The organism is Clostridium weizhouense (assembly GCF_019431045.1).
Taxonomy (GTDB): domain Bacteria; phylum Bacillota; class Clostridia; order Clostridiales; family Clostridiaceae; genus Clostridium; species Clostridium weizhouense.
This window is the reverse complement of the sequence record NZ_JAHXPT010000001.1, coordinates 72,788-91,925: the sequence shown is the minus strand read 5'-3', so window position 1 is coordinate 91,925 and position 19,138 is coordinate 72,788. Positions and strand designations below refer to the sequence as shown.

Genomic DNA, 19,138 nt, shown 5'->3' with positions numbered 1-19,138 from the left:
GAGGTGAAAAAATGGCTTCTATATCATCAGCAGATATAAATAAGATTCTTGGAAAAACAGATGCAAGTAGTGCTGTTAATAAGAAATCAGATAGTACAGGGAAATTAACTACAGATAAAGGAACTAAGATTGTAAAATCAGGTGGTCAATTTGATAAAAATTCATTTTTAAAGATTTTATCAGCCCAGCTATCTAATTTAGATCCAACAGCTAACCAAGATTCAACAGCATATGTTACACAAATGGCGCAATTTGCAGCTATGGAACAAATGTATAATTTAAATGATACAATGACTACATTTTCATATCAACAATTGGTTGGAAAAGGCGTAACTATGAATGTTACAAATAATGAAGGACAATATTATACAGGGATTATAAGAGGTATATCTAAGGATCAATATGGAACTTATGCTTCTGTAGAAATTAATGAAAATGGGAAAAATATCTATAAGGTGTTTGATGTAAAAAATATAGATACTATATTAGAAGTTCCAAATTATTCAAGTGAAATGTTATCTAATTCAGATTTTTCAGTGGCATTGTCATTAAAAGATCAGAAGGCCGTTATTTCAACTTATGATGAAAAGGGTAAAAATATAATAGTAAAAGGTACTGTAAAGAGTGCATTTATAGATAATGGTGTAGTTAAAGTGAGAATTGAAACTGGTGAAAAAGATGAAGATGGAAATCCTATTATAAAGGAATATCCTTATGTTTCGATAATTAAAGCCGGTGATTTAACAGAACAAGATATGGATGTTAAACCAGAAGAACCACCAGCAGAAACTGAAACAGAAAAAAAATCAGAAACTTCACAAGAAACTACAAGTTCAACAAATGAGAATAAAACAAGTAATGTTTTAAGTATGGTTGAGAATACCGGAAAAGATGGATACAAAGAAAATTATGATAATGAATTAGAAAAATTGCATCAAATATTGGGTAAATAATTGAGTTATAGAATAATTAATGGTCAGTTGTATCCTATAGGTAATCTTGGAAATTTTCCAGGATCGAATTCAAAACCAAGATTAGAAACACAAGAAAAAGATAGTTTTAAGAATGTATTAAATGATGTTATCAATAAAAATGAAGGTTTTATTGTATCAAAACATGCAGCAGAAAGACTAAATGAGATTAACTTTACGGATAAAGATATGAAAGAAATTGAAAAAGGATTCCAAATCGCAAAAGATAAAAACTCAAAAAATACTGTTATGGTTTATAAAGATGTTGCTTTAATTGCAAGCGTTGAAAATAATACACTTATAACAGCAGTTGAGAAAGAAAGAGCAAAAGATAATATATTTACGAATGTAGATAGTGTGGTAATTTTATAGGCTGGACCTAAAAAGAGGAAGCCTAAAACTTGTTGAACGATAGAGACGAGTTACAAATTATGATTTGGAGGCACAAAAAAATATGTTAAGATCAATGTATTCTGGAATAAGTGGAATGAAAGTTAATCAAACTAAATTAGATGTTATAGGTAATAATATCGCCAATGTAAGTACTACAGGATTTAAAGCGTCAACAGCTAGATTTTCTGATATGCTTTATCAAAATACATCCAATGCAACAGCACCTACTGGAGTGATGGGTGGTACTAATGCAAAGCAAGTAGGACTTGGAGCAAAACTTGCAAGTATAAATAAGGTTATGGGACAAGGTAATGCATTATCAACAGGAAGAAGCTTAGATATTTGTATTGATGGAGATGGATACTTAATGGTAGCCAAAGGAAAAGTAAGTTATGCTGATGATGGTGGAAATAAAGTTGTTGATGATACTCAGGCACTTGATCCATCAGGAAACTTACAAATATCATATACAAGAGATGGAAATCTTACTTTAGATCATGAAGGAAATTTATTAACATCAGATGGATATAGAGTAATGGGATATTTATTAAAGGCTGGAAGTGTTACTAGTATTACAGATGATGGTGGAAAAGCAAAAGTAAATTATGTAGATGCAGATGCAACAGATTTAAAATCACCTACAAATGAATTATTTCCATTAATGATACCTGATAAAGTTACTATGTCAGATGGAACTACTCAACCAGTAAAGTCATTTGAAATAGGAAAAGATGGAGTTATTACAGCTGTACTTGGAAATAATAAAAGAACTGCATTAGGTCAAATAGCTAAGGCAACTTTTAAAAATCCTGAAGGTTTAACATCTATAGGAGGAAACCTATTACAAGGTTCAGCAAACTCAGGTCCTGAAATAATTCAAACGTATAAAGGTATAGATCCTACTAAAGATAATAGTAAGGGATTTGGATCTTTAATTGCAGGTGCGTTAGAAGCTTCAAATGTAGATTTAACAGAACAATTTACGGATATGATAACAGCTACAAGATCTTTCCAAGCTTCATCTAAGATGATTACAACAGGCGATGAAATACTTCAAACAATAACTAATTTAATGAGATAAACTAAAATTGATTATTAACAATTAAGATTAATGTTGGCTATTAAAAGATAAAAATTCAACTTGATTTTATATTGATAACGAAAGATAAAATTAAAACATAAATGGAGGAAAGCTAATATGTTAAGATCGATGTACTCAGGAATAAGTGGAATGAAAGTCAATCAAACTAAACTAGATGTTATAGGTAATAATATTGCCAATGTAGGTACTACTGGATTTAAAGCATCAACAGCTAGATTTTCTGATATGCTTTATCAAAATACATCAAATGCAACAGCACCTACTGGAGTAATGGGTGGTACTAATGCAAAGCAAGTAGGACTTGGAGCAAAACTTGCAAGTATAAATAAGGTTATGGGACAAGGTAATGCTCTATCAACAGGAAGAAGTTTAGATATTTGTATTGATGGAGAAGGATACTTAATGGTAGCAAAAGGGAAACCAAGTTATACTGATGGTGGTGGAAATAAAGTTGTTGATGATACTCAGGCACTTGATCCAACAGGAAAATTACAAGTATCATATACAAGAGATGGAAATCTTACTTTAGATCATGAAGGAAATTTATTAACATCAGATGGATATAGAATAATGGGATATTTGTTGAATGATGGAGCTACTACTAGTATTACAGATGATGGTGGAAAAGCAAAAGTAAATTATGTAGATGCAGATGCAACAGATTTAAAATCACCTACAAATGAATTATTTCCATTAATGATACCTGATAAAGTTACTATGTCAGATGGAACTACTCAACCAGTAAAGTCATTTGAAATAGGAAAAGATGGAGTTATTACAGCTGTACTTGGAAATAATAAAAGAACTGCATTAGGTCAAATAGCTAAGGCAACTTTTAAAAATCCTGAAGGTTTAACATCTATAGGTGGAAATTTATTACAAGGCTCAGCAAATTCAGGTGCTGAAATAATTGAGACATATAAAGGAATAGATGAAGCTAAAGATAATAGTAAGGGATTTGGATCTTTAATTCAAGGTGCTTTAGAAGCTTCAAATGTAGATTTAACAGAACAGTTTACAGATATGATAACAGCCACAAGATCATTCCAAGCTTCTTCTAAGATGATATCAACTGGAGATGAAATACTTCAAACAATAACTAATTTAATGAGATAATATATAAATGGGGAGATTAAAACTCTCCCCATTTATATAAATTTTAATACTATAAACATACATTGAGTTATAAATAAATTAAAATTTTAGGGGGGTAATTTATGATTGAATTAACAGGAATGAATAATAAGCCTTTTGTACTAAATGATGATCATATTGAAAAAATAGAAGAAGTCCCAGAAACATTAATTACATTAAGCAATGGTAAAAAATACATAGTTATTGATAGTATAGAAGAAGTAAAATCTAAAATTATAAAGTATAAAAGAGAAATTTTTACGTTTAGGGGATAGAGGAGGCACTAATAATGAAAAAAACAGATATAATGACTGCCGTGGGATTAATAGTAGGATTAGGATTAATGATTTATGGTATGGCAAGTGGAGGAAGTGGTGCAAGTAACTTAAAACTATTTTGGGATTTATCTTCAGTTGCTATAACCGGTGGGGGATCTATTGCAGCAGTATTGATTGTATATCCACTAGATGAGATAAAAAAAGCAGGAGCATTGTTTGTTCAATCATTTAAAGAACCGAATATTTCTCCAATGGAGATAATTAGTCAGTTTGCAGAACTTTCTAAAAAAGCAAGAAGAGATGGATTATTATCTCTAGAAGACACAATATCTCAATTAGAAGATCAATTTTTAAAAAAAGGCTTACAAATGGTTGTAGATGGAATAGAACCAGAATCTATTAAGGAAATATTAGAACTTGATATAAGTGAAATGGAATCAAGACATAAATCAGGTTCAGGAATATTTGCAGCTTGGGGAGCCTTTGCACCAGGATTCGGTATGTTAGGTACGCTTATAGGATTAATACAAATGCTTGCAAATCTTACTGATTCTAGTACAATAGCATCAGGGATGGGTAAAGCGCTTATAACGACATTTTATGGTTCGCTTATAGCTAATATTTTTGCATCACCAATAGCACAAAATTTAAATAACAAAAGTCAAAAAGAAGTTGCGATTAAAGAAATGATGCTTGAAGGTATACTTTCAATTCAGTCAGGAGTAAATCCAAGAATTGTTGAAGATAAGTTAATAGCTTATTTATCACCACAAGATAGAACGATTTATGCTCAAAATAATTCAGAAAATAATGAAGGAGTTGCATAGAAATGGCTAGGAAAAAAAAGTCAGATGATGGTGGCTTAAGAGGAGATGAATGGTTAGGAACCTATTCAGATTGTGTTACACTACTTTTAACCTTTTTTATTTTACTTTATTCTATGTCAAGTCTTGATGCACAAAAAGTACAATCAATATCGCAGGCGTTTGTTACAGTTATGACAGGTCAATCGGGAGATACATTTTTGCAATATAATGAGTACAATGGAAAAGTGCCTATAATTGGGGGAGAATCTGATGTTGATGGTGTAGTTGATGCAGAATCTTTAGGCAAAGAAACTATGTATCAAGATGTAAAGAAATATGTTGAACAAAATAATTTAAGTCAAGCGATGGATATTAAATCAGATGAAAGAGGAATAATTTTAGAACTTAAAGATAATATTTTATTTGAATCTGCAAAAGCTGATTTGATTCCAGAAAGTAAGGGTGTCTTAGAGAAGCTTAATACATTAATGGAATCTATACCTAATGATATTTTAATAGAAGGACATACTGATAATGTACCTATTAGTAATTCGAGGTATGCAAGTAACTGGGAATTATCAACTGCTAGAGCAGTAACTGTAGTTAGATATTTTGTAGAAACAAAACATCAAAAGCCTACAAAATTTAGTGCAGCTGGTTATGGAGAATTTAGACCGATAGCAGATAATAATACAGAAGAAAATAAAGCAAAAAACAGAAGAGTTAGTATCTTGATTGAATATAGTAAAGGGGAGGAATCATAATGGCTAATAAAGAAAAAGATACAAAAGAAGGAAAAGGCGGAGGAATGAAAAAAATAATAATCTTCGTATTAGCTTTAGTACTTGTAGGTGGGGGAGTTTTTGCAGGAACATATATGTTTATGCAAAAAAATAATCAAGTAGCTGTAAAAGAAAAACCTATTGAATGTGTTTATGTAGACCTTGGCGAAATGACTGTAAATTTAGCGGATGAAGGTGGTAAAAGATATTTTAAAGGTAAAATATCAGTAGGATATGATGTTTCAGATAAGGATGCACCAACTGAAATGGAAGCTAAAAAAGTAGTAATTAGAGATACAACAATATTCTATTTAAAAGCTTTAAAACTTGAATTTATGAATGATCCCAAAAATGAACAAAAAATAAAAACTGAACTTATGGATAAAATAAATAAACAATTAGCAAAATGTAAAGTTGTTGATATAAGGTTTGATAGTATTATAACTCAATAAGAAAGAAGAATTATATGGATACTTATAAAATGTTTATAAATTTAATTATATCTTTATCATTTGTTTTAGGATTGATTATTTTTATTTCTAAAATTCTTGGAAGTAAAGTAAATGAAATTAATGGAAAAAAATACATTAAAATTATAGACAGAGTACAAATAACAAAAGAGAATAGTTTAATAATTATAAAAGTAGGTAAAAAAGGGTATATAATGAGTAGTTCTTCAAGTAATATGCAAAAATTAGAAGAACTATCACAAGAAGAGATAAATAAAATTGAAGAAGATAGGAAAAACTCTATATATGATATAAAAAAATTATATCATTCTGATTATAAAACTAAATTTTTAGATATATTTAATAATTTTAAATCAAAGGAAGATAAGGATGGGAAAGAATAAAAAAAGAGTAATTTTTATGCTTGTATTGACCTTTGCTATTATAGCATTTTCGGGTATAAAAGCACAAGCATCACCAACTGGCGTAGATTTGCCACAAATAAACTTATCAGTTGGTAATGGAGAAACTACACCAAATGATTATGTAAATAATATTAAAATATTAATATTTTTTACTATTTTGGCAGTGTTACCATCAATAGTAATAATGATAACATCTTTTACTAGAATAGTGGTTGTATTTTCTTTTGTAAAAAGTGCAATGGGAGTACAACAAGCAATTCCAAATCAAGTCTTGGTAGGATTAGCATTATTTTTAACAGTATTTATTATGACACCAGTATATAATGATGTTAATACAAATGCAGTTAAGCCATATTTGGATCAAACTATAACACAGGATGAAGCGATAGAGATAGGATCGAAGCCAATAAAAGATTTTATGTTAAGACAAACACGAGAAAAAGATTTAGAATTATTTGTAGAACTTAGTGGAGCAAACAAAGAAGAATTAACAAGAGAAAATATTCCTTTTACAAGCTTAATTCCTGCATTTGCAATAAGTGAATTGAAAACAGCATTTCAAATAGGATTTTTGATTTATTTACCATTTATAGTAATAGATATGGTTGTAGGAAGTCTTCTTATGTCTATGGGAATGATGATGTTACCTCCTGTTATGATATCATTACCGTTTAAATTGTTATTATTTGTAATGGTAGATGGGTGGTATTTACTTGTAAAATCATTAGTTATGAGTTTTTCGTGAGGTGAAAATTTATGAGTCAGACATTACTAAATGGAGTTATTAAAGACACAATAGTAGTAGCTGCTAAATTATCAGCACCAATACTAATTGTTGTTTTAGTTGTAGGATTAGTAATAAGTATTTTGCAAGCAACTACTCAAATACAAGAACAAACATTAACATTTGTTCCTAAATTAATTGCAGCAGCTATTGTTGGGATATTTTTAGGAAGTTGGATGCTTCAAACACTTATGTCTTTTACAACAAGAATATTTGAATTAATTACACAGATTACAACCTAAAAGGAGGTAGAAAAGTTGATTGATACATTCTACTTTCTTGCTTTATTTTTTATATTTTTAAGATTATCATCATACTTTCTTGTAGTTAATGTATTTTTCCCTAAAGGAACACCTTACATTTTAAAAGGAGTATTATGTTTAATATTTTCATTTGGAATATTAGGCTTGACAGATTATTCAAGTTTAAATGAAATAAATAGTACATATCTTTTAGCTTTTTTTGCATTAAGTGAAATAATGAATGGAATAGTATTAGGATTTGTTACAAATTTAATTTTTGAAATGGTTAGATTTGCAGGAGCTTGGATTGATATACATGTAGGATTTGCAATGGTATCTATTTTAGATCCAACTTCCCATACACAGACCACATTATTTGGAAATTTTTCATACATGATATCTATGGTGTTATTTTTTATAATAGATGGACATCATATGATAATTAAATTATTAGCAGGAAGTTTTAATATACTTCCAATAGGTAAAACATTAGTTTATCAAGAAACTATATTAGTAGTTATTAAAACTATTTGTGAATATTTTATATTAGGAGTGAAAATAGCATTACCTCTTGTATTGATAATTGTTATAACAGATTTATGTTTAGGGTTAATTGTTAGAGTTGTACCAGCAATTCCTGTAATGATATTTGGATTACCAATTAAAAATATATTAGGATTTATTACATATATACTATTATTACCTTTAATATTTAAACTAATTAGTGGTGCAATATATAATTTACCTAATATTTTTGAACAAATATTTAAAGCAATTCCAGCATTACCATTAGTTTTAATATTTTCAGATGACAAGACAGAAGAAGCAACTCCAAAGAAAAAATCAGATGCAAGAAAAAAAGGTCAAGTTGCAAGAAGTAAAGAAGTAAGTACTGCACTTACAATGGCTATATGTACAATAGTAGTTTCAGCGTTATGGGGAACTATTATAGAAACATTTAAAGGTACGATGATTTATTTTTTTAATTTTCCTCAATTAAATAATTTAGGACAATTATCATTGGGGAATGTTGGTATATTTAGTATTATTAAAATTGTAATTTTATTTTTATTATTTGCAATTCCTATAATGATAGGAGGAATTGCTGCAAGTCTGATGCAGACAGGATTTATGTTTACTAGAGAACCATTAAAACCTTCACTTGGGAAATTAAATCCATTAAAGGGATTGAAAAATATGTTTTCAAAAAGGACTTTTACTGGTTTAATAAAGAATATAGTAGTAGTAATTATAATATCTATTTTAGCTTATCAATATGTTAAGGAAAATTATGTTAAAATAATGAATATATCAAACTTATATTTACCTTCGTTAGGTGATGAGATTAAACTATTAGTAGTAGGTATATTTATTAAAATAACTATTGCATTAATTATTATTGCAGCTATAGATTATTTTATTCAATTTAGATTGCATAATAAAGAATTAAGAATGAGTAAACAAGAAATTAAAGATGAATATAAACAAGCTGAAGGAGACCCTCAAGTAAAAGGAAAAATAAAACAAAAGCAAAAAGAAATAGGTATGAGAAGAATGATGCAATCAGTTGCAGATGCAACGGTTGTAATTACGAATCCTACACATTTAGCTATTGCCTTGAAGTATGAAGAAGGGGGAGAAATGAATGCTCCTAAAGTTGTCGCAAAAGGAGCAGATTATGTTGCACTTAAATTAAAAAAAATAGCACAAGATAATGATGTTCCTATTATTGAAAATAAACCACTTGCTAGATTAATGTATGAAAAAGTAGAAATAGATCAAGATATACCTCAAGACTTATATCAAGGGGTTGCAGAAGTTTTAGCAGTGGTATTAAAGCTTAAAAAATAATACGTAGTTTTATTTTTTTAATAAAGGATGGGATAAGATTTGGGTGTTGGAGACAAAAGACTCGATATAAAAAATAACCTAGATGTAGTGGTAGCAGGAGCAGTTATATGTATAGTACTTATGATGATCATACCATTACCTAAGATGGTATTAGATATACTTTTAGCATTTAACATAACATTGTCAGTAGTTATTATGATGATAACTATGTTTACAACTAATGTATTACAACTTTCAATATTTCCAACTTTATTGCTAGTTACAACTTTATTTAGACTAGGTCTTAATATATCATCAACAAGACTTATTTTAAGTGAAGGTGATGCAGGACAAATTATTCAAGCATTCGGAGATTTTGTTATTGGTGGAAATTATGTTGTTGGTATAATTATATTTTTAATTATAATTATTATTCAATTTATAGTTATTACGGCGGGTGCAGGAAGAGTTTCAGAAGTATCAGCTAGATTTACATTAGATGCTATGCCAGGTAAACAGATGAGTATTGATGCTGATTTAAATTCAGGATTAATCGATGAAGTTATGGCTAAAAAAAGAAGACAAGACTTGCAATTAGAAGCAGATTTTTATGGATCTATGGATGGTGCATCTAAGTTTGTTAAAGGAGATGCAATTGCAGGAATTATAATTACAGTAATAAATATTATAGCAGGAATTATAATAGGTGTAATGCAAAAAGATTTAAGCATTGGAGAGGCAGCGCTTAAATATGTCCAATTAACTGTTGGTGACGGACTTGTAAGCCAAGTACCAGCTTTATTAATATCAACAGCTTCAGGTATATTAGTAACTCGTTCAGGGGATGATAATAATTTCGGTAAAGCATTATCAAAACAATTAACAGGTTTCCCAATTGCAACATCAATAGCTAGTGCTGTAATGTTATTTTTAGCAGTAGTTCCAGGTATGCCTAAAGCACCATTTTTAATTGCAGCAGTATCAATGGGGATATTGTCTTTTATGTTATATAAAGAAGAAACAAAACAACAAGAACAAGAGTTTATTTCTGAAGAAGAAGAAATTATTGAAGCAGAACGTAAAGAACCAGAAAATGTTATGAACTTAATTTCTGTAGAACCTATGGAGGTTGAGATTGGATATGGTCTTATTCCATTAGCAGATGAAAGTTCTGGTGGTGATTTACTTCAAAGAATTGCTTCTGTGAGAAGACAATGTGCAATTGAAATGGGAATAGTGGTTCAGCCAATAAGAATTAGAGATAATCTCCAATTAAGAACTAATGAATATATAGTTAAAATAAGAGGGACTTCAATAGCCTCAGCTGAACTAATGCCTAGTATGTTACTTTGTATGAATCCAAATGGAGATTCTTCAGAAATACCAGGTATAAAGACGCTTGAACCAACATTCAAGTTACCAGCAGTATGGATAAATAAAGATCAAAGAGAAGAAGCTGAAATCAAAGGATTTACAGTAGTTGATCCAACAACGGTTATGGTAACGCATTTAACTGAAACAATTAAAGCACATTCTTATGAATTACTTGGAAGACAAGAAGTTAAGCTTATTATTGATAACTTAAGAGAAAAATATAGTGCTGTTATAGAAGAACTTATACCAGATTTAATGACAATAGGAGAAATTCAAAAAGTTTTACAGAATTTATTAAGAGAAAAAGTTCCAATAAAAGATATGGTTACAATAATGGAATCATTAGCAGATAATGCTAGAAATACTAGAGATTTAGAGCTTTTAACTGAATATGTTAGATTTGCTTTAGCAAGGACAATTTGTAATCAAATAATAAATGATGATAAAGCTATTACTGTAGTAACTTTAGATCCTGCAATTGAAGAAATTATTGGTAGCAATATTCAAAAATCTGTTCAAGGATCTTTTCCAACAGTTGATCCAGAAACAACAACTAAATTACTTGGAAGTATAAAAAATACTATTGAAACGATTTATTTCAATAACAATCAACCTGTTATATTAGTATCTCCAAATATAAGGGCTGTATTTAAAAAATTAATTGAAATGGTATTTCCACATATTATGGTAATTTCATTAAATGAAGTACCAAATGATATTGAGATTAATAGTGGAGGAGTTGTAACTATTTAATGATTATTAAAAGATATCTTGTAAGTAATATGAATGAAGCTTTAACAAGAATTAGATACGAATTAGGAAAAGATGCGATTATAATAAGCCAAAGAAAAGTAAGAAAAGCTGGATTTAAAGGGTTATTTTCTGGGAAATTAATAGAAGTAACAGCAGCTATTGAAAATTCATCGGATTCTAAAAAATCTAACATTAAAAAGCAAGAAGATAGCTTTGAAGATTCATTAGCAAGTATAAAGAAGCTAATGGAAAATACAACAAAAGATTACAATATAGAAGATAGTAATAATAAACAACAAGATAAAAAAGTTAATTCATCATTAAATAAAAACGAACCCAAAGAGTCGTTAAAAAATACAAAACAAGATACAATATATAAAGAAGTTAATGAGATGAAAGAACTACTTAATAAGGTTATTGAAAATACTTCTAAGGATGAAGAGGTTAATACTTTAAAAGAAAAATTAGATGATATTGATATAGATGAAGAATTTCATGATGAAATAATGGAAAAAGTAAAACATGATTTATATGAAGGAATAGATGAAGAAGAAAGTTTAAGAAAAATTTTTGAAAATACATTTTTAGACTTTAAAGAAGAAATAAAAGGAAAAATTGTATTAGTAGGACCAACAGGTGTAGGAAAAACTACAACTATAGCTAAATTAGCAGGAAAATTAGCACTTGTTGATAAAAAGAGTGTTGGGTTAATAACAGTTGATACATATAGAATAGGTGCTATTGAACAACTTAAAACATATGCTGAAATAATGAATATCCCATTTAAAGTAGTTATTACAATAAAGGAAATGGAAGCAGCAATAGAATCTATGAAGGATTGTGATGTAGTCCTTATTGATACCACTGGAAGAAGCAGTAAAAATACAATGCAAATTTCAGAATTAAGGGCATTCATAGAAAAGGCAAATCCAGACAATGTAAATATGGTAATAAGTGCAACAACAAAAAATAAGGATATTATAAGTATTTTAAAAGGATATGAAAGTTTAGGATATGATAGTATTATAATTACAAAATTAGATGAAACTACAGCTTATGGCTCGTTATATAACATAATGAAGCGATCAAATAAAGCAATTAAATTTGTTACTACAGGTCAAAATGTACCTAATGATATAAAGACCCTTAATAAAGAAGAAATAGCTAGATTTATATTAGGGGAGGAAACTTTATGTTAGATCAAGCTGAAAATTTAAGAAAGTTAATGCTTAATAGTGAAGAAAAAAAAGGTAAATCCAAGACAAAAGTTATAACGGTAACTTCAGGAAAAGGTGGAGTTGGGAAAAGTAATTTTGTTGTTAATTTAGCTATAAGTTTACAAAATAAAGGGAAAAAAGTATTGATTTTTGATGCTGATTTAGGAATGGGTAACGATGATGTTTTAATGGGAGTATATCCTAAATATAATATATTTGATATTATATTTACGAGAAAAAAAATAGAAGATATAATTATATTAGGCCCTAGTGGGGTAAGTTTATTACCAGCTGGATCTGGATTGAATAAAATTGAAGACTTGCAAGAAGCTGAAAGAAGTTTATTTTTAGAAAAATTAGAATCTTTAAATGGATTTGATTATATATTTATGGATACTGGAGCAGGTATTAATAGAAGTATTTTATCTTTTATAGCAGCATCGGAAGAGTTAATTATTATAACTACTCCAGAACCTACTTCTCTAACAGATGCATATAGTTTAATAAAAGCAGCGGATCATTTTAAGATAAAGAATCATGCAATGGTTGTTGTAAATAAGGCATTTACATTAGCAGAAGGTATTGAAGTTTATAATAAGCTTGAAAGAGCTGTAAATAAATTCTTAAAGCTTGATTTAGAATATTTAGGATGTATATTAGAAGATAAAAAAGTGTTACAAAGTGTTAGACAACAAAAACCTTTTATTTTAGAGTATCCTACTTGTGATGCATCTAAGTCAGTAGAAAATATTGCAAGAAAGATTTTAGGACAAAATATAAAGGATTCAATAGGTGCTAAAGACTTATTTAAAAAGTTATTTAATATATTTTCGTAGGGGGATACTAACATGGCAAAATTTAATTTGAAAATTAATGATAGGATAGAAGTTTTAACAAACGATAAAGTTTATAAAAGCTTAATTCAAGATATCGGAGAAGATTTTATAAATATAAATTTGCCAGTTAATGATGGAGAGTATTTAACACTAAAAGTAAATGACAATATAGAAATTAATTCTTATGTAAAGGGTGGAAGTTGTTTTAATTTTCATTGTGAAGTTTTAGGGCGTGGTAGAGAAGATAGTATAATATATTATACGTTATCTAAACCGGATAATATTAAAGAAATACAAAGAAGAGACTTTGCTAGAGTAGATATACTTAATTCTATTAATTATAAAAAAATCACAGAAATGTCTGAAGAAGAAATAGAAGAAAAAGAATATGACAATGCTTTAATGGTAGATTTAAGTGGTGGAGGAATAAGATTTAAAACAAAAGAGAAACTTAAAATAAAAGATATAGTAATAATTGAATTCACATTAAATGGACAAACAAATCATTTAAAAGCAGAAGTTGTAAGATGTGAAAGATCATTTGACAATGAATATATTTATGGTGTTAAGTTTCTAGAAATTAGTGAAAAGCAAAGAGATAAGATAATAAGAGAAATTTTTAAAGTTATGAGAAAACAAATAGAAACTTTATAAGATAAAATTTATATAAATTTTATGAGTAAGGTTGATTTTTATAGCAAATAATATAGTAGGCATTATTAATATACAAGAGTTAATATTAGGAGGTTATGAAGCATGATGGCTGACTTACAAGCGGTAGATGCAAAAGAACAAATAGTGAAAGAATATATTCCTTTGGTAAAATATATTGCTTCTAGAGTTATGGTTGGAAAAAACAAATATATGGAATATGAAGATTTAGTTAGCTATGGAATAATTGGCCTAATGGATGCGATAAGCAAATATGATTCAAGTAAAGGAATGAAATTTTCATCATATGCTTCTATCAGAATAAAAGGGTCTATAATAGATGAAATTCGTAAATGTAGGCCTATTCCTAAAGGAGCAATGGATAAATTAAATAAATATAATAATGCTGTAGAATTTCTACAAAAGAAACTTTGTAAAGAACCAACAATCATAGAGATATCTGAATATCTAGGATTATCTATTGATGAAGTAGGGCAGATAGAAAATTATATTAACTATATGTCTATGGTATCACTTGAAAATGTTATATTTTCTGATGATGAAGATATAAATCTTATGGGTATTATAGAAGATAAAAATAGTCCTAGTCCAGATAGTAATTTAGAAGAAAAAGAACAATTAGAGTTTCTAGCAAAATCAATAGAATTATTAAAAGAAAAAGATAGATTGGTTTTAAATTTATATTATTATGAAAAATTAACATTAAAAGAAATTGGAGCTATATTATCAATATCAGAATCTAGAGTTTGTCAGCTACATGCTAGAGCTATTAATAATTTAAGAGAAAATATGAAAAAATTACATTATATAGATTAAAGAGGCGGGATGAAAATGCCAGTACTATTGATAATAATAGGAATTGTTTTAATAGTATACAGTTATAGTGATATTAAAAAAAGTAATAATACTTCGTTTAAAATTACTTTAAATGAAGAAAAAGAAAATTTAGATGATTATAAGCTTGAAATAGGACGTTTAAGAAAAGACATAGGAGAAAGTTTAACAGAACTTCAAGAAGAAATTAAGAATATAAAAATAAATTTAAATATGTCTAAGGATATTGAAGAAATGTACGAAAATGAAAGTGACGTATTAAATAATATGAACGAAGTATCAAAATATGATATGGAATTGAATTCATCTAATGTTACTTTAATTGAAGAAGAAAATGATGTGATTTCAGATATAAATTTTGAACATAAAGTAGATAATGACTTAAATAAATCAGATAGTATTAATGAATTAATCAAACAGGGCTTAAATGATGATGAAATATCACAAAAGTTGTCTGTTAGTAAGGGGGAAGTATTATTAGTACGAAACTTATTCAAAAATTAAAAAGTATAATGTTTTTTATTAGTGATAAAAAAATACTATTTGGTATTGGAATAGGACTTATTTTAGGTGTGACACTTATGTTTGGATACAAAAGTAGCTTAAATCTTTCTGATAGTAAAATAGAAGAAAGAGCTAGAGGTCTTGGAATGCATTATAGTGATGAATGTAAGGCTATGATAAAGGGAGATGAAAATAAGTGATAAGAGGATTCTATACTGCTGTGTCAAGCTTAGTAACTTTAGAAAATGATCAGCAAACAGTTACTAATAATATAACAAATGTCAACAATAATGGGTATAAAAAGAATGTTTTAACAAAACAAAGTTTTGAAGATGTTATGATTACCAATAGACAAAATAAGTCTGGAGATAGACATATTCCAAATAAGCTAGGAAATTTGAACTTGGGTGTAAAAGTTAATGATGTAAATACAATTTATACACAAGGTAGTTTTAAAGCAACAGATAACTTAACTGATTTTGGAATTGATGGGAGAGGATTCTTTGTAGTACAAAGAGGAAATGAGAGACTTTATACAAGAAATGGGAATTTTAAAGTTAATCAACAGGGATATTTGATAACAACTAGTGGTGATGAAGTTCTAGGAAGAAATAATGCAACAGGCGCAGAAGAACCAATATATGTAGGAAAAGAACAATTTTCTTTAGATGGTGAAAATTCTATTATAAATTCTAATGGAGGAACAAACTATTCTTTATTAACAGCAGATTTTCAAGATTATGCTTCTTTAGAAAAAGTAGGAGATAATTATTATAAATCAGACAACCCAGTTAATAATGCAAGGGTTAAGGTACAACAAGGTGTATTAGAGGCATCAAATGTAAATCCAACTGAAGAATTAGTAAAACTTATGGAAATAAAAAGACAATTTGAAACTAATCAAAAATTTGTTACTATGCAAGATGAAAGTCTTCAAAAGGCAGCAAATGATATTGGATCTGTAAGATAGAGGAGGATAAAGTATGTTTAATATATTTGCAACTGCTAAAAGTGGTATGAGTGCATATCAAGAAAAATTAGATTATCTTTCAAATGATTTGGTAAATGCTTCTACTACAGGTTATAAAGCTACAGATGTTCAATTTAATGATTTGTTGACTGAATCATTAGATAGAAAGGGAACTCCTCTTGTAAATAAGAATGCTATTAATGGTACAGGCGTTAAAGTTGGTATGGACTATAGAAAAAACACTCAAGGAAATCTTTTGACTACAGGTGGAAAAACTGATATTGCTATAGATGGAGAAGGTTATTTTGCATCAACTCAAAGCGATGGATCTATTGCATATACTAGAGATGGAAATTTAAAAATTGATAGTAATGGTAATTTAGTAGATACTAAAGGAAATAAAATTTATATACAATATGAAGCAGGGATGGCAGAAGGTAATCCAAAGCTTTCGAGTAATGATATTTCTATTGACCAAGAAGGTGGAATATCAACTAAAGTGGATGGGAATTATGTAAAAGTTGGACAAATACCAGTATTTACTGCAGTTGGAGATAAAGCATTTATAGCAATTGGAAATAATTATTTTAAACCATCAGATGATGCACAGGTAACATTAAGCACTAATTATTCAATACAACAAGGATTTTTAGAAGGATCAAATGTTGATACGGCTGAGATATTTACTGATATAATAAGCACTCAAAGAGCATTTCAGATGAGTTCCAAGGGTATAACTGCAGCTGATGATGTTTGGGGTATGATAAATAATATGAGAAAATAGTGTTAATTTTGTTAAACTTAGTATTTTTTTATATGCTTAAGTTAAAATACTAAATAAAAGGTTATCGCAAAACAGTTTGTTTTGAGATAACCTTTTTAAGTATATTTTTAATTATCTTTTGATAGTATTGTTGAGGTTAATGGTGGTATTACTTGTTTCTTTCTTGATAAAACTCCAGGTAAGAATGCCATGGAATTTTCTAAAGTAATATTGAAAGTTTTTTCTATGTATTCTGGTTTTTTACCAGCAACTAAAATTTGGGAACCTTCATTTAATATATCAGTTAGGAGTAACATTACAACATCAAAATTATTATTTTCAGCTTGTTGATTCATATAAGTTAACATCTCATCTTTTAATGGCATGAAGCCATCTATATCCATTGTATTAACCTGTGCTACGCCTATTTTTGAATCTGCTATACTAAAAGGCTTGAAATCTTGATTAAATATTTCAGCAACAGTTTTTCCTTTTAATGAAGTACCAGCTTTAAACATTTCTTTTGCAAATTCTTCAATTTGTATTTCAGCTATTTCGGCTAATCTACTACATATCATTTTATCTTGTTCTGTACAAGTAGGACTTCTAAATAATAAAGTATCAGATATTATAGCTCCACATAAAAGTCCAGCAACTTGTTTAGATGGTTTTAAACCATGTTCAAAATAACATTTAGCAACTATAGTTGATGTACTTCCAAGAGGTTCATTTCTAAAATAAATAGGACTATTTGTTTGAATATCAGCTACTCTATGATGATCAATAATCTCTAAAACTTCAGCTTCATTTAATCCATCAATAGATTGACCTCTTTCATTGTGATCTACTTGAATTACCTTTTTCTTATGTTCTGAAATAAGATGATACCTTGAAACAGTACCAATAACTTTTCCATCCATATTAGTTACAGGATAACAATGATATCTTGTTTTAGCCATAACATCTTTAATATCTTCAACTAAATCATCAACTGAGAAAGAAATTAAATCTTTTTTAGCCATTACATAATCAACTGGTATACTTTGAATGATTAATCTTGCAGCTGTAAAAGAATCATAAGGTGTACTTATAACAGTAATACCTTTTTCTTTAGCTTTAGGAAGCAAATCATCTGCTAGATTATGAGAACCTGTAACTATAATTAATGAAGTTTTTATATTGATTAATTCTTCTTGGACATCATGTCTATCACCTACAATAGCAATATCTCCTTCATCAACTATTTCTTTTAAACTATTAGGTTGCATTGCTGTAACAGCAATTTTACCAGGAAAAGTTTTAATATTTTCATTTATGTATATTGGTGTGGCACAAAGAGTATCAATTATATTATTTAATGAAGTTTTACTCTTAGCTAAGATATTATTATCCCATATATCTAGATAAGATGATGTTAAGTTTGAGATAGAAATAATCCCAACTAATCTATCATTGCTATCAGCAACTGGTAAAGCTTTAAGATGGTTATCTCTCATTATGTTCCAAGCCATTTTTAATGAAAGGTCTGGAGCGATTGGACTAAGATTATCTATTTTTAAATCTTCTACCTTTAATTTTATAGTTTCTAAATATTTTGGTGCTTCAACATCAAAATAATCTAGAATAAATTTTGTTTCTTGATTTACGTTACCTAATCTCACAGGTATAGCTGGAACATCACTAATTCTATTTTTTAATTCTGCATAACTATATGCAGCACATATTGAATCAGAATCAGGATTTTTATGTCCAGTTACATAAACTATATTTTTCAAAATACTTCCTCCTTATTTATACAAAATCATAGTATATATTTTACTTGTAAAATTCAAGAATGTAAAGTTAAGATGATATCTTATGTTAAGCTATGCTCATCTATTTGACCTATTATTTAATTTCATGTGGCTAAAGTTTGTTAATATATATTTTAAATAGGAAAAAACAATGCTTTATTAGTTTATTTTAAGTGGATTAAGTAATAAAAAATCATCATAAGTTTTATAAAGGAAAATATATATA

General features: G+C 28.3%; 22 protein-coding genes. 21 read left to right on the top strand and 1 reads right to left on the bottom strand.

Features of this window, described 5'->3' with window-relative positions:
• Window positions 1-11: 11 nt before the first annotated feature.
• The 21 genes from KYD98_RS00460 (at window position 12) to KYD98_RS00365 (ending at window position 17,140) form a co-directional block, all read left to right on the top strand.
• Window positions 12-953 (top strand): flagellar hook assembly protein FlgD, encoded by a 942-nt coding sequence (locus tag KYD98_RS00460; protein WP_219777620.1) that lies wholly within the window; start codon window positions 12-14, stop codon window positions 951-953.
• On the top strand, window positions 954-1,343 hold the full coding sequence (locus KYD98_RS00455; RefSeq protein ID WP_219777619.1) for a TIGR02530 family flagellar biosynthesis protein: 390 nt from the start codon (window positions 954-956) through the stop codon (window positions 1,341-1,343).
• An 82-nt stretch (window positions 1,344-1,425) separates the two neighbouring features.
• On the top strand, window positions 1,426-2,445 hold the full coding sequence (locus KYD98_RS00450; protein WP_219777618.1) for a flagellar hook-basal body complex protein: 1,020 nt from the start codon (window positions 1,426-1,428) through the stop codon (window positions 2,443-2,445).
• 117 nt (window positions 2,446-2,562) lie between these two features.
• Window positions 2,563-3,582: a flagellar hook-basal body complex protein gene (locus KYD98_RS00445; RefSeq protein WP_219777617.1), complete on the top strand. Its 1,020-nt coding sequence runs from the start codon at window positions 2,563-2,565 to the stop codon at window positions 3,580-3,582.
• A gap of 101 nt (window positions 3,583-3,683) precedes the next feature.
• Window positions 3,684-3,875 carry a flagellar FlbD family protein gene (locus tag KYD98_RS00440; protein WP_219777616.1) on the top strand — a complete coding sequence of 64 codons (192 nt, stop codon included), beginning with the start codon at window positions 3,684-3,686 and terminating at the stop codon, window positions 3,873-3,875.
• A 14-nt stretch (window positions 3,876-3,889) separates the two neighbouring features.
• Window positions 3,890-4,705: a motility protein A gene (locus KYD98_RS00435; RefSeq protein WP_219777615.1), complete on the top strand. Its 816-nt coding sequence runs from the start codon at window positions 3,890-3,892 to the stop codon at window positions 4,703-4,705.
• A 2-nt stretch (window positions 4,706-4,707) separates the two neighbouring features.
• Window positions 4,708-5,448 carry a flagellar motor protein MotB gene (locus KYD98_RS00430; RefSeq protein ID WP_219777614.1) on the top strand — a complete coding sequence of 247 codons (741 nt, stop codon included), beginning with the start codon at window positions 4,708-4,710 and terminating at the stop codon, window positions 5,446-5,448.
• The gene (locus tag KYD98_RS00425; protein WP_219777613.1) at window positions 5,448-5,918 is read left to right on the top strand and encodes a flagellar basal body-associated FliL family protein; all 471 of its coding nucleotides are present in this window, start codon (window positions 5,448-5,450) and stop codon (window positions 5,916-5,918) included. The genes KYD98_RS00430 and KYD98_RS00425 overlap by 1 nt, the downstream gene beginning before the upstream one ends.
• A gap of 14 nt (window positions 5,919-5,932) precedes the next feature.
• Window positions 5,933-6,319, top strand: a complete 387-nt coding sequence (locus tag KYD98_RS00420; protein WP_219777612.1) for a flagellar biosynthetic protein FliO — start codon at window positions 5,933-5,935, stop codon at window positions 6,317-6,319.
• Entirely contained in the window at window positions 6,306-7,085 is a 780-nt protein-coding gene (gene fliP, locus KYD98_RS00415) for a flagellar type III secretion system pore protein FliP (protein WP_219777611.1), read from the top strand. Before KYD98_RS00420 ends, fliP begins: the two co-directional genes overlap by 14 nt.
• Window positions 7,086-7,096: 11 nt before the next feature.
• The gene (gene fliQ, locus KYD98_RS00410) at window positions 7,097-7,366 is read left to right on the top strand and encodes a flagellar biosynthesis protein FliQ (RefSeq protein WP_219777610.1); all 270 of its coding nucleotides are present in this window, start codon (window positions 7,097-7,099) and stop codon (window positions 7,364-7,366) included.
• 15 nt (window positions 7,367-7,381) lie between these two features.
• Entirely contained in the window at window positions 7,382-9,217 is a 1,836-nt protein-coding gene (locus tag KYD98_RS00405; RefSeq protein WP_219777609.1) for a fused FliR family export protein/FlhB family type III secretion system protein, read from the top strand.
• 39 nt (window positions 9,218-9,256) lie between these two features.
• Window positions 9,257-11,323 (top strand): flagellar biosynthesis protein FlhA, encoded by a 2,067-nt coding sequence (gene flhA / locus KYD98_RS00400; protein WP_219777608.1) that lies wholly within the window; start codon window positions 9,257-9,259, stop codon window positions 11,321-11,323.
• Window positions 11,323-12,522 (top strand): flagellar biosynthesis GTPase FlhF, encoded by a 1,200-nt coding sequence (gene flhF, locus KYD98_RS00395; protein WP_219777607.1) that lies wholly within the window; start codon window positions 11,323-11,325, stop codon window positions 12,520-12,522. Before flhA ends, flhF begins: the two co-directional genes overlap by 1 nt.
• Window positions 12,516-13,376, top strand: coding sequence for a MinD/ParA family protein (locus tag KYD98_RS00390; protein ID WP_219777606.1), 861 nt, complete (start codon window positions 12,516-12,518; stop codon window positions 13,374-13,376). The genes flhF and KYD98_RS00390 overlap by 7 nt, the downstream gene beginning before the upstream one ends.
• A gap of 12 nt (window positions 13,377-13,388) precedes the next feature.
• Window positions 13,389-14,030, top strand: coding sequence for a flagellar brake protein (locus KYD98_RS00385; protein ID WP_219777605.1), 642 nt, complete (start codon window positions 13,389-13,391; stop codon window positions 14,028-14,030).
• Window positions 14,031-14,135: 105 nt separating this feature from the next.
• Entirely contained in the window at window positions 14,136-14,864 is a 729-nt protein-coding gene (locus tag KYD98_RS00380) for a FliA/WhiG family RNA polymerase sigma factor (protein ID WP_219778001.1), read from the top strand.
• Between the two features lie 15 nt (window positions 14,865-14,879).
• Entirely contained in the window at window positions 14,880-15,386 is a 507-nt protein-coding gene (locus KYD98_RS00375) for a hypothetical protein (protein ID WP_219777604.1), read from the top strand.
• Between the two features lie 77 nt (window positions 15,387-15,463).
• Window positions 15,464-15,586, top strand: a complete 123-nt coding sequence (locus KYD98_RS18030) for a hypothetical protein (RefSeq protein ID WP_258049542.1) — start codon at window positions 15,464-15,466, stop codon at window positions 15,584-15,586.
• Window positions 15,583-16,356, top strand: a complete 774-nt coding sequence (locus tag KYD98_RS00370; protein ID WP_219777603.1) for a flagellar hook-basal body complex protein — start codon at window positions 15,583-15,585, stop codon at window positions 16,354-16,356. Before KYD98_RS18030 ends, KYD98_RS00370 begins: the two co-directional genes overlap by 4 nt.
• 13 nt (window positions 16,357-16,369) lie before the next feature.
• Complete coding sequence (locus KYD98_RS00365; protein ID WP_219777602.1) at window positions 16,370-17,140, top strand: flagellar basal-body rod protein FlgG; 771 nt, start codon at window positions 16,370-16,372, stop codon at window positions 17,138-17,140.
• 107 nt (window positions 17,141-17,247) lie between these two features.
• Here the strand turns inward: KYD98_RS00365 and KYD98_RS00360 are convergent, their stop codons facing one another.
• Window positions 17,248-18,894 carry a putative manganese-dependent inorganic diphosphatase gene (locus KYD98_RS00360; protein WP_219777601.1) on the bottom strand — a complete coding sequence of 549 codons (1,647 nt, stop codon included), beginning with the start codon at window positions 18,892-18,894 and terminating at the stop codon, window positions 17,248-17,250.
• Between the last annotated feature and the right edge of the window lie 244 nt (window positions 18,895-19,138).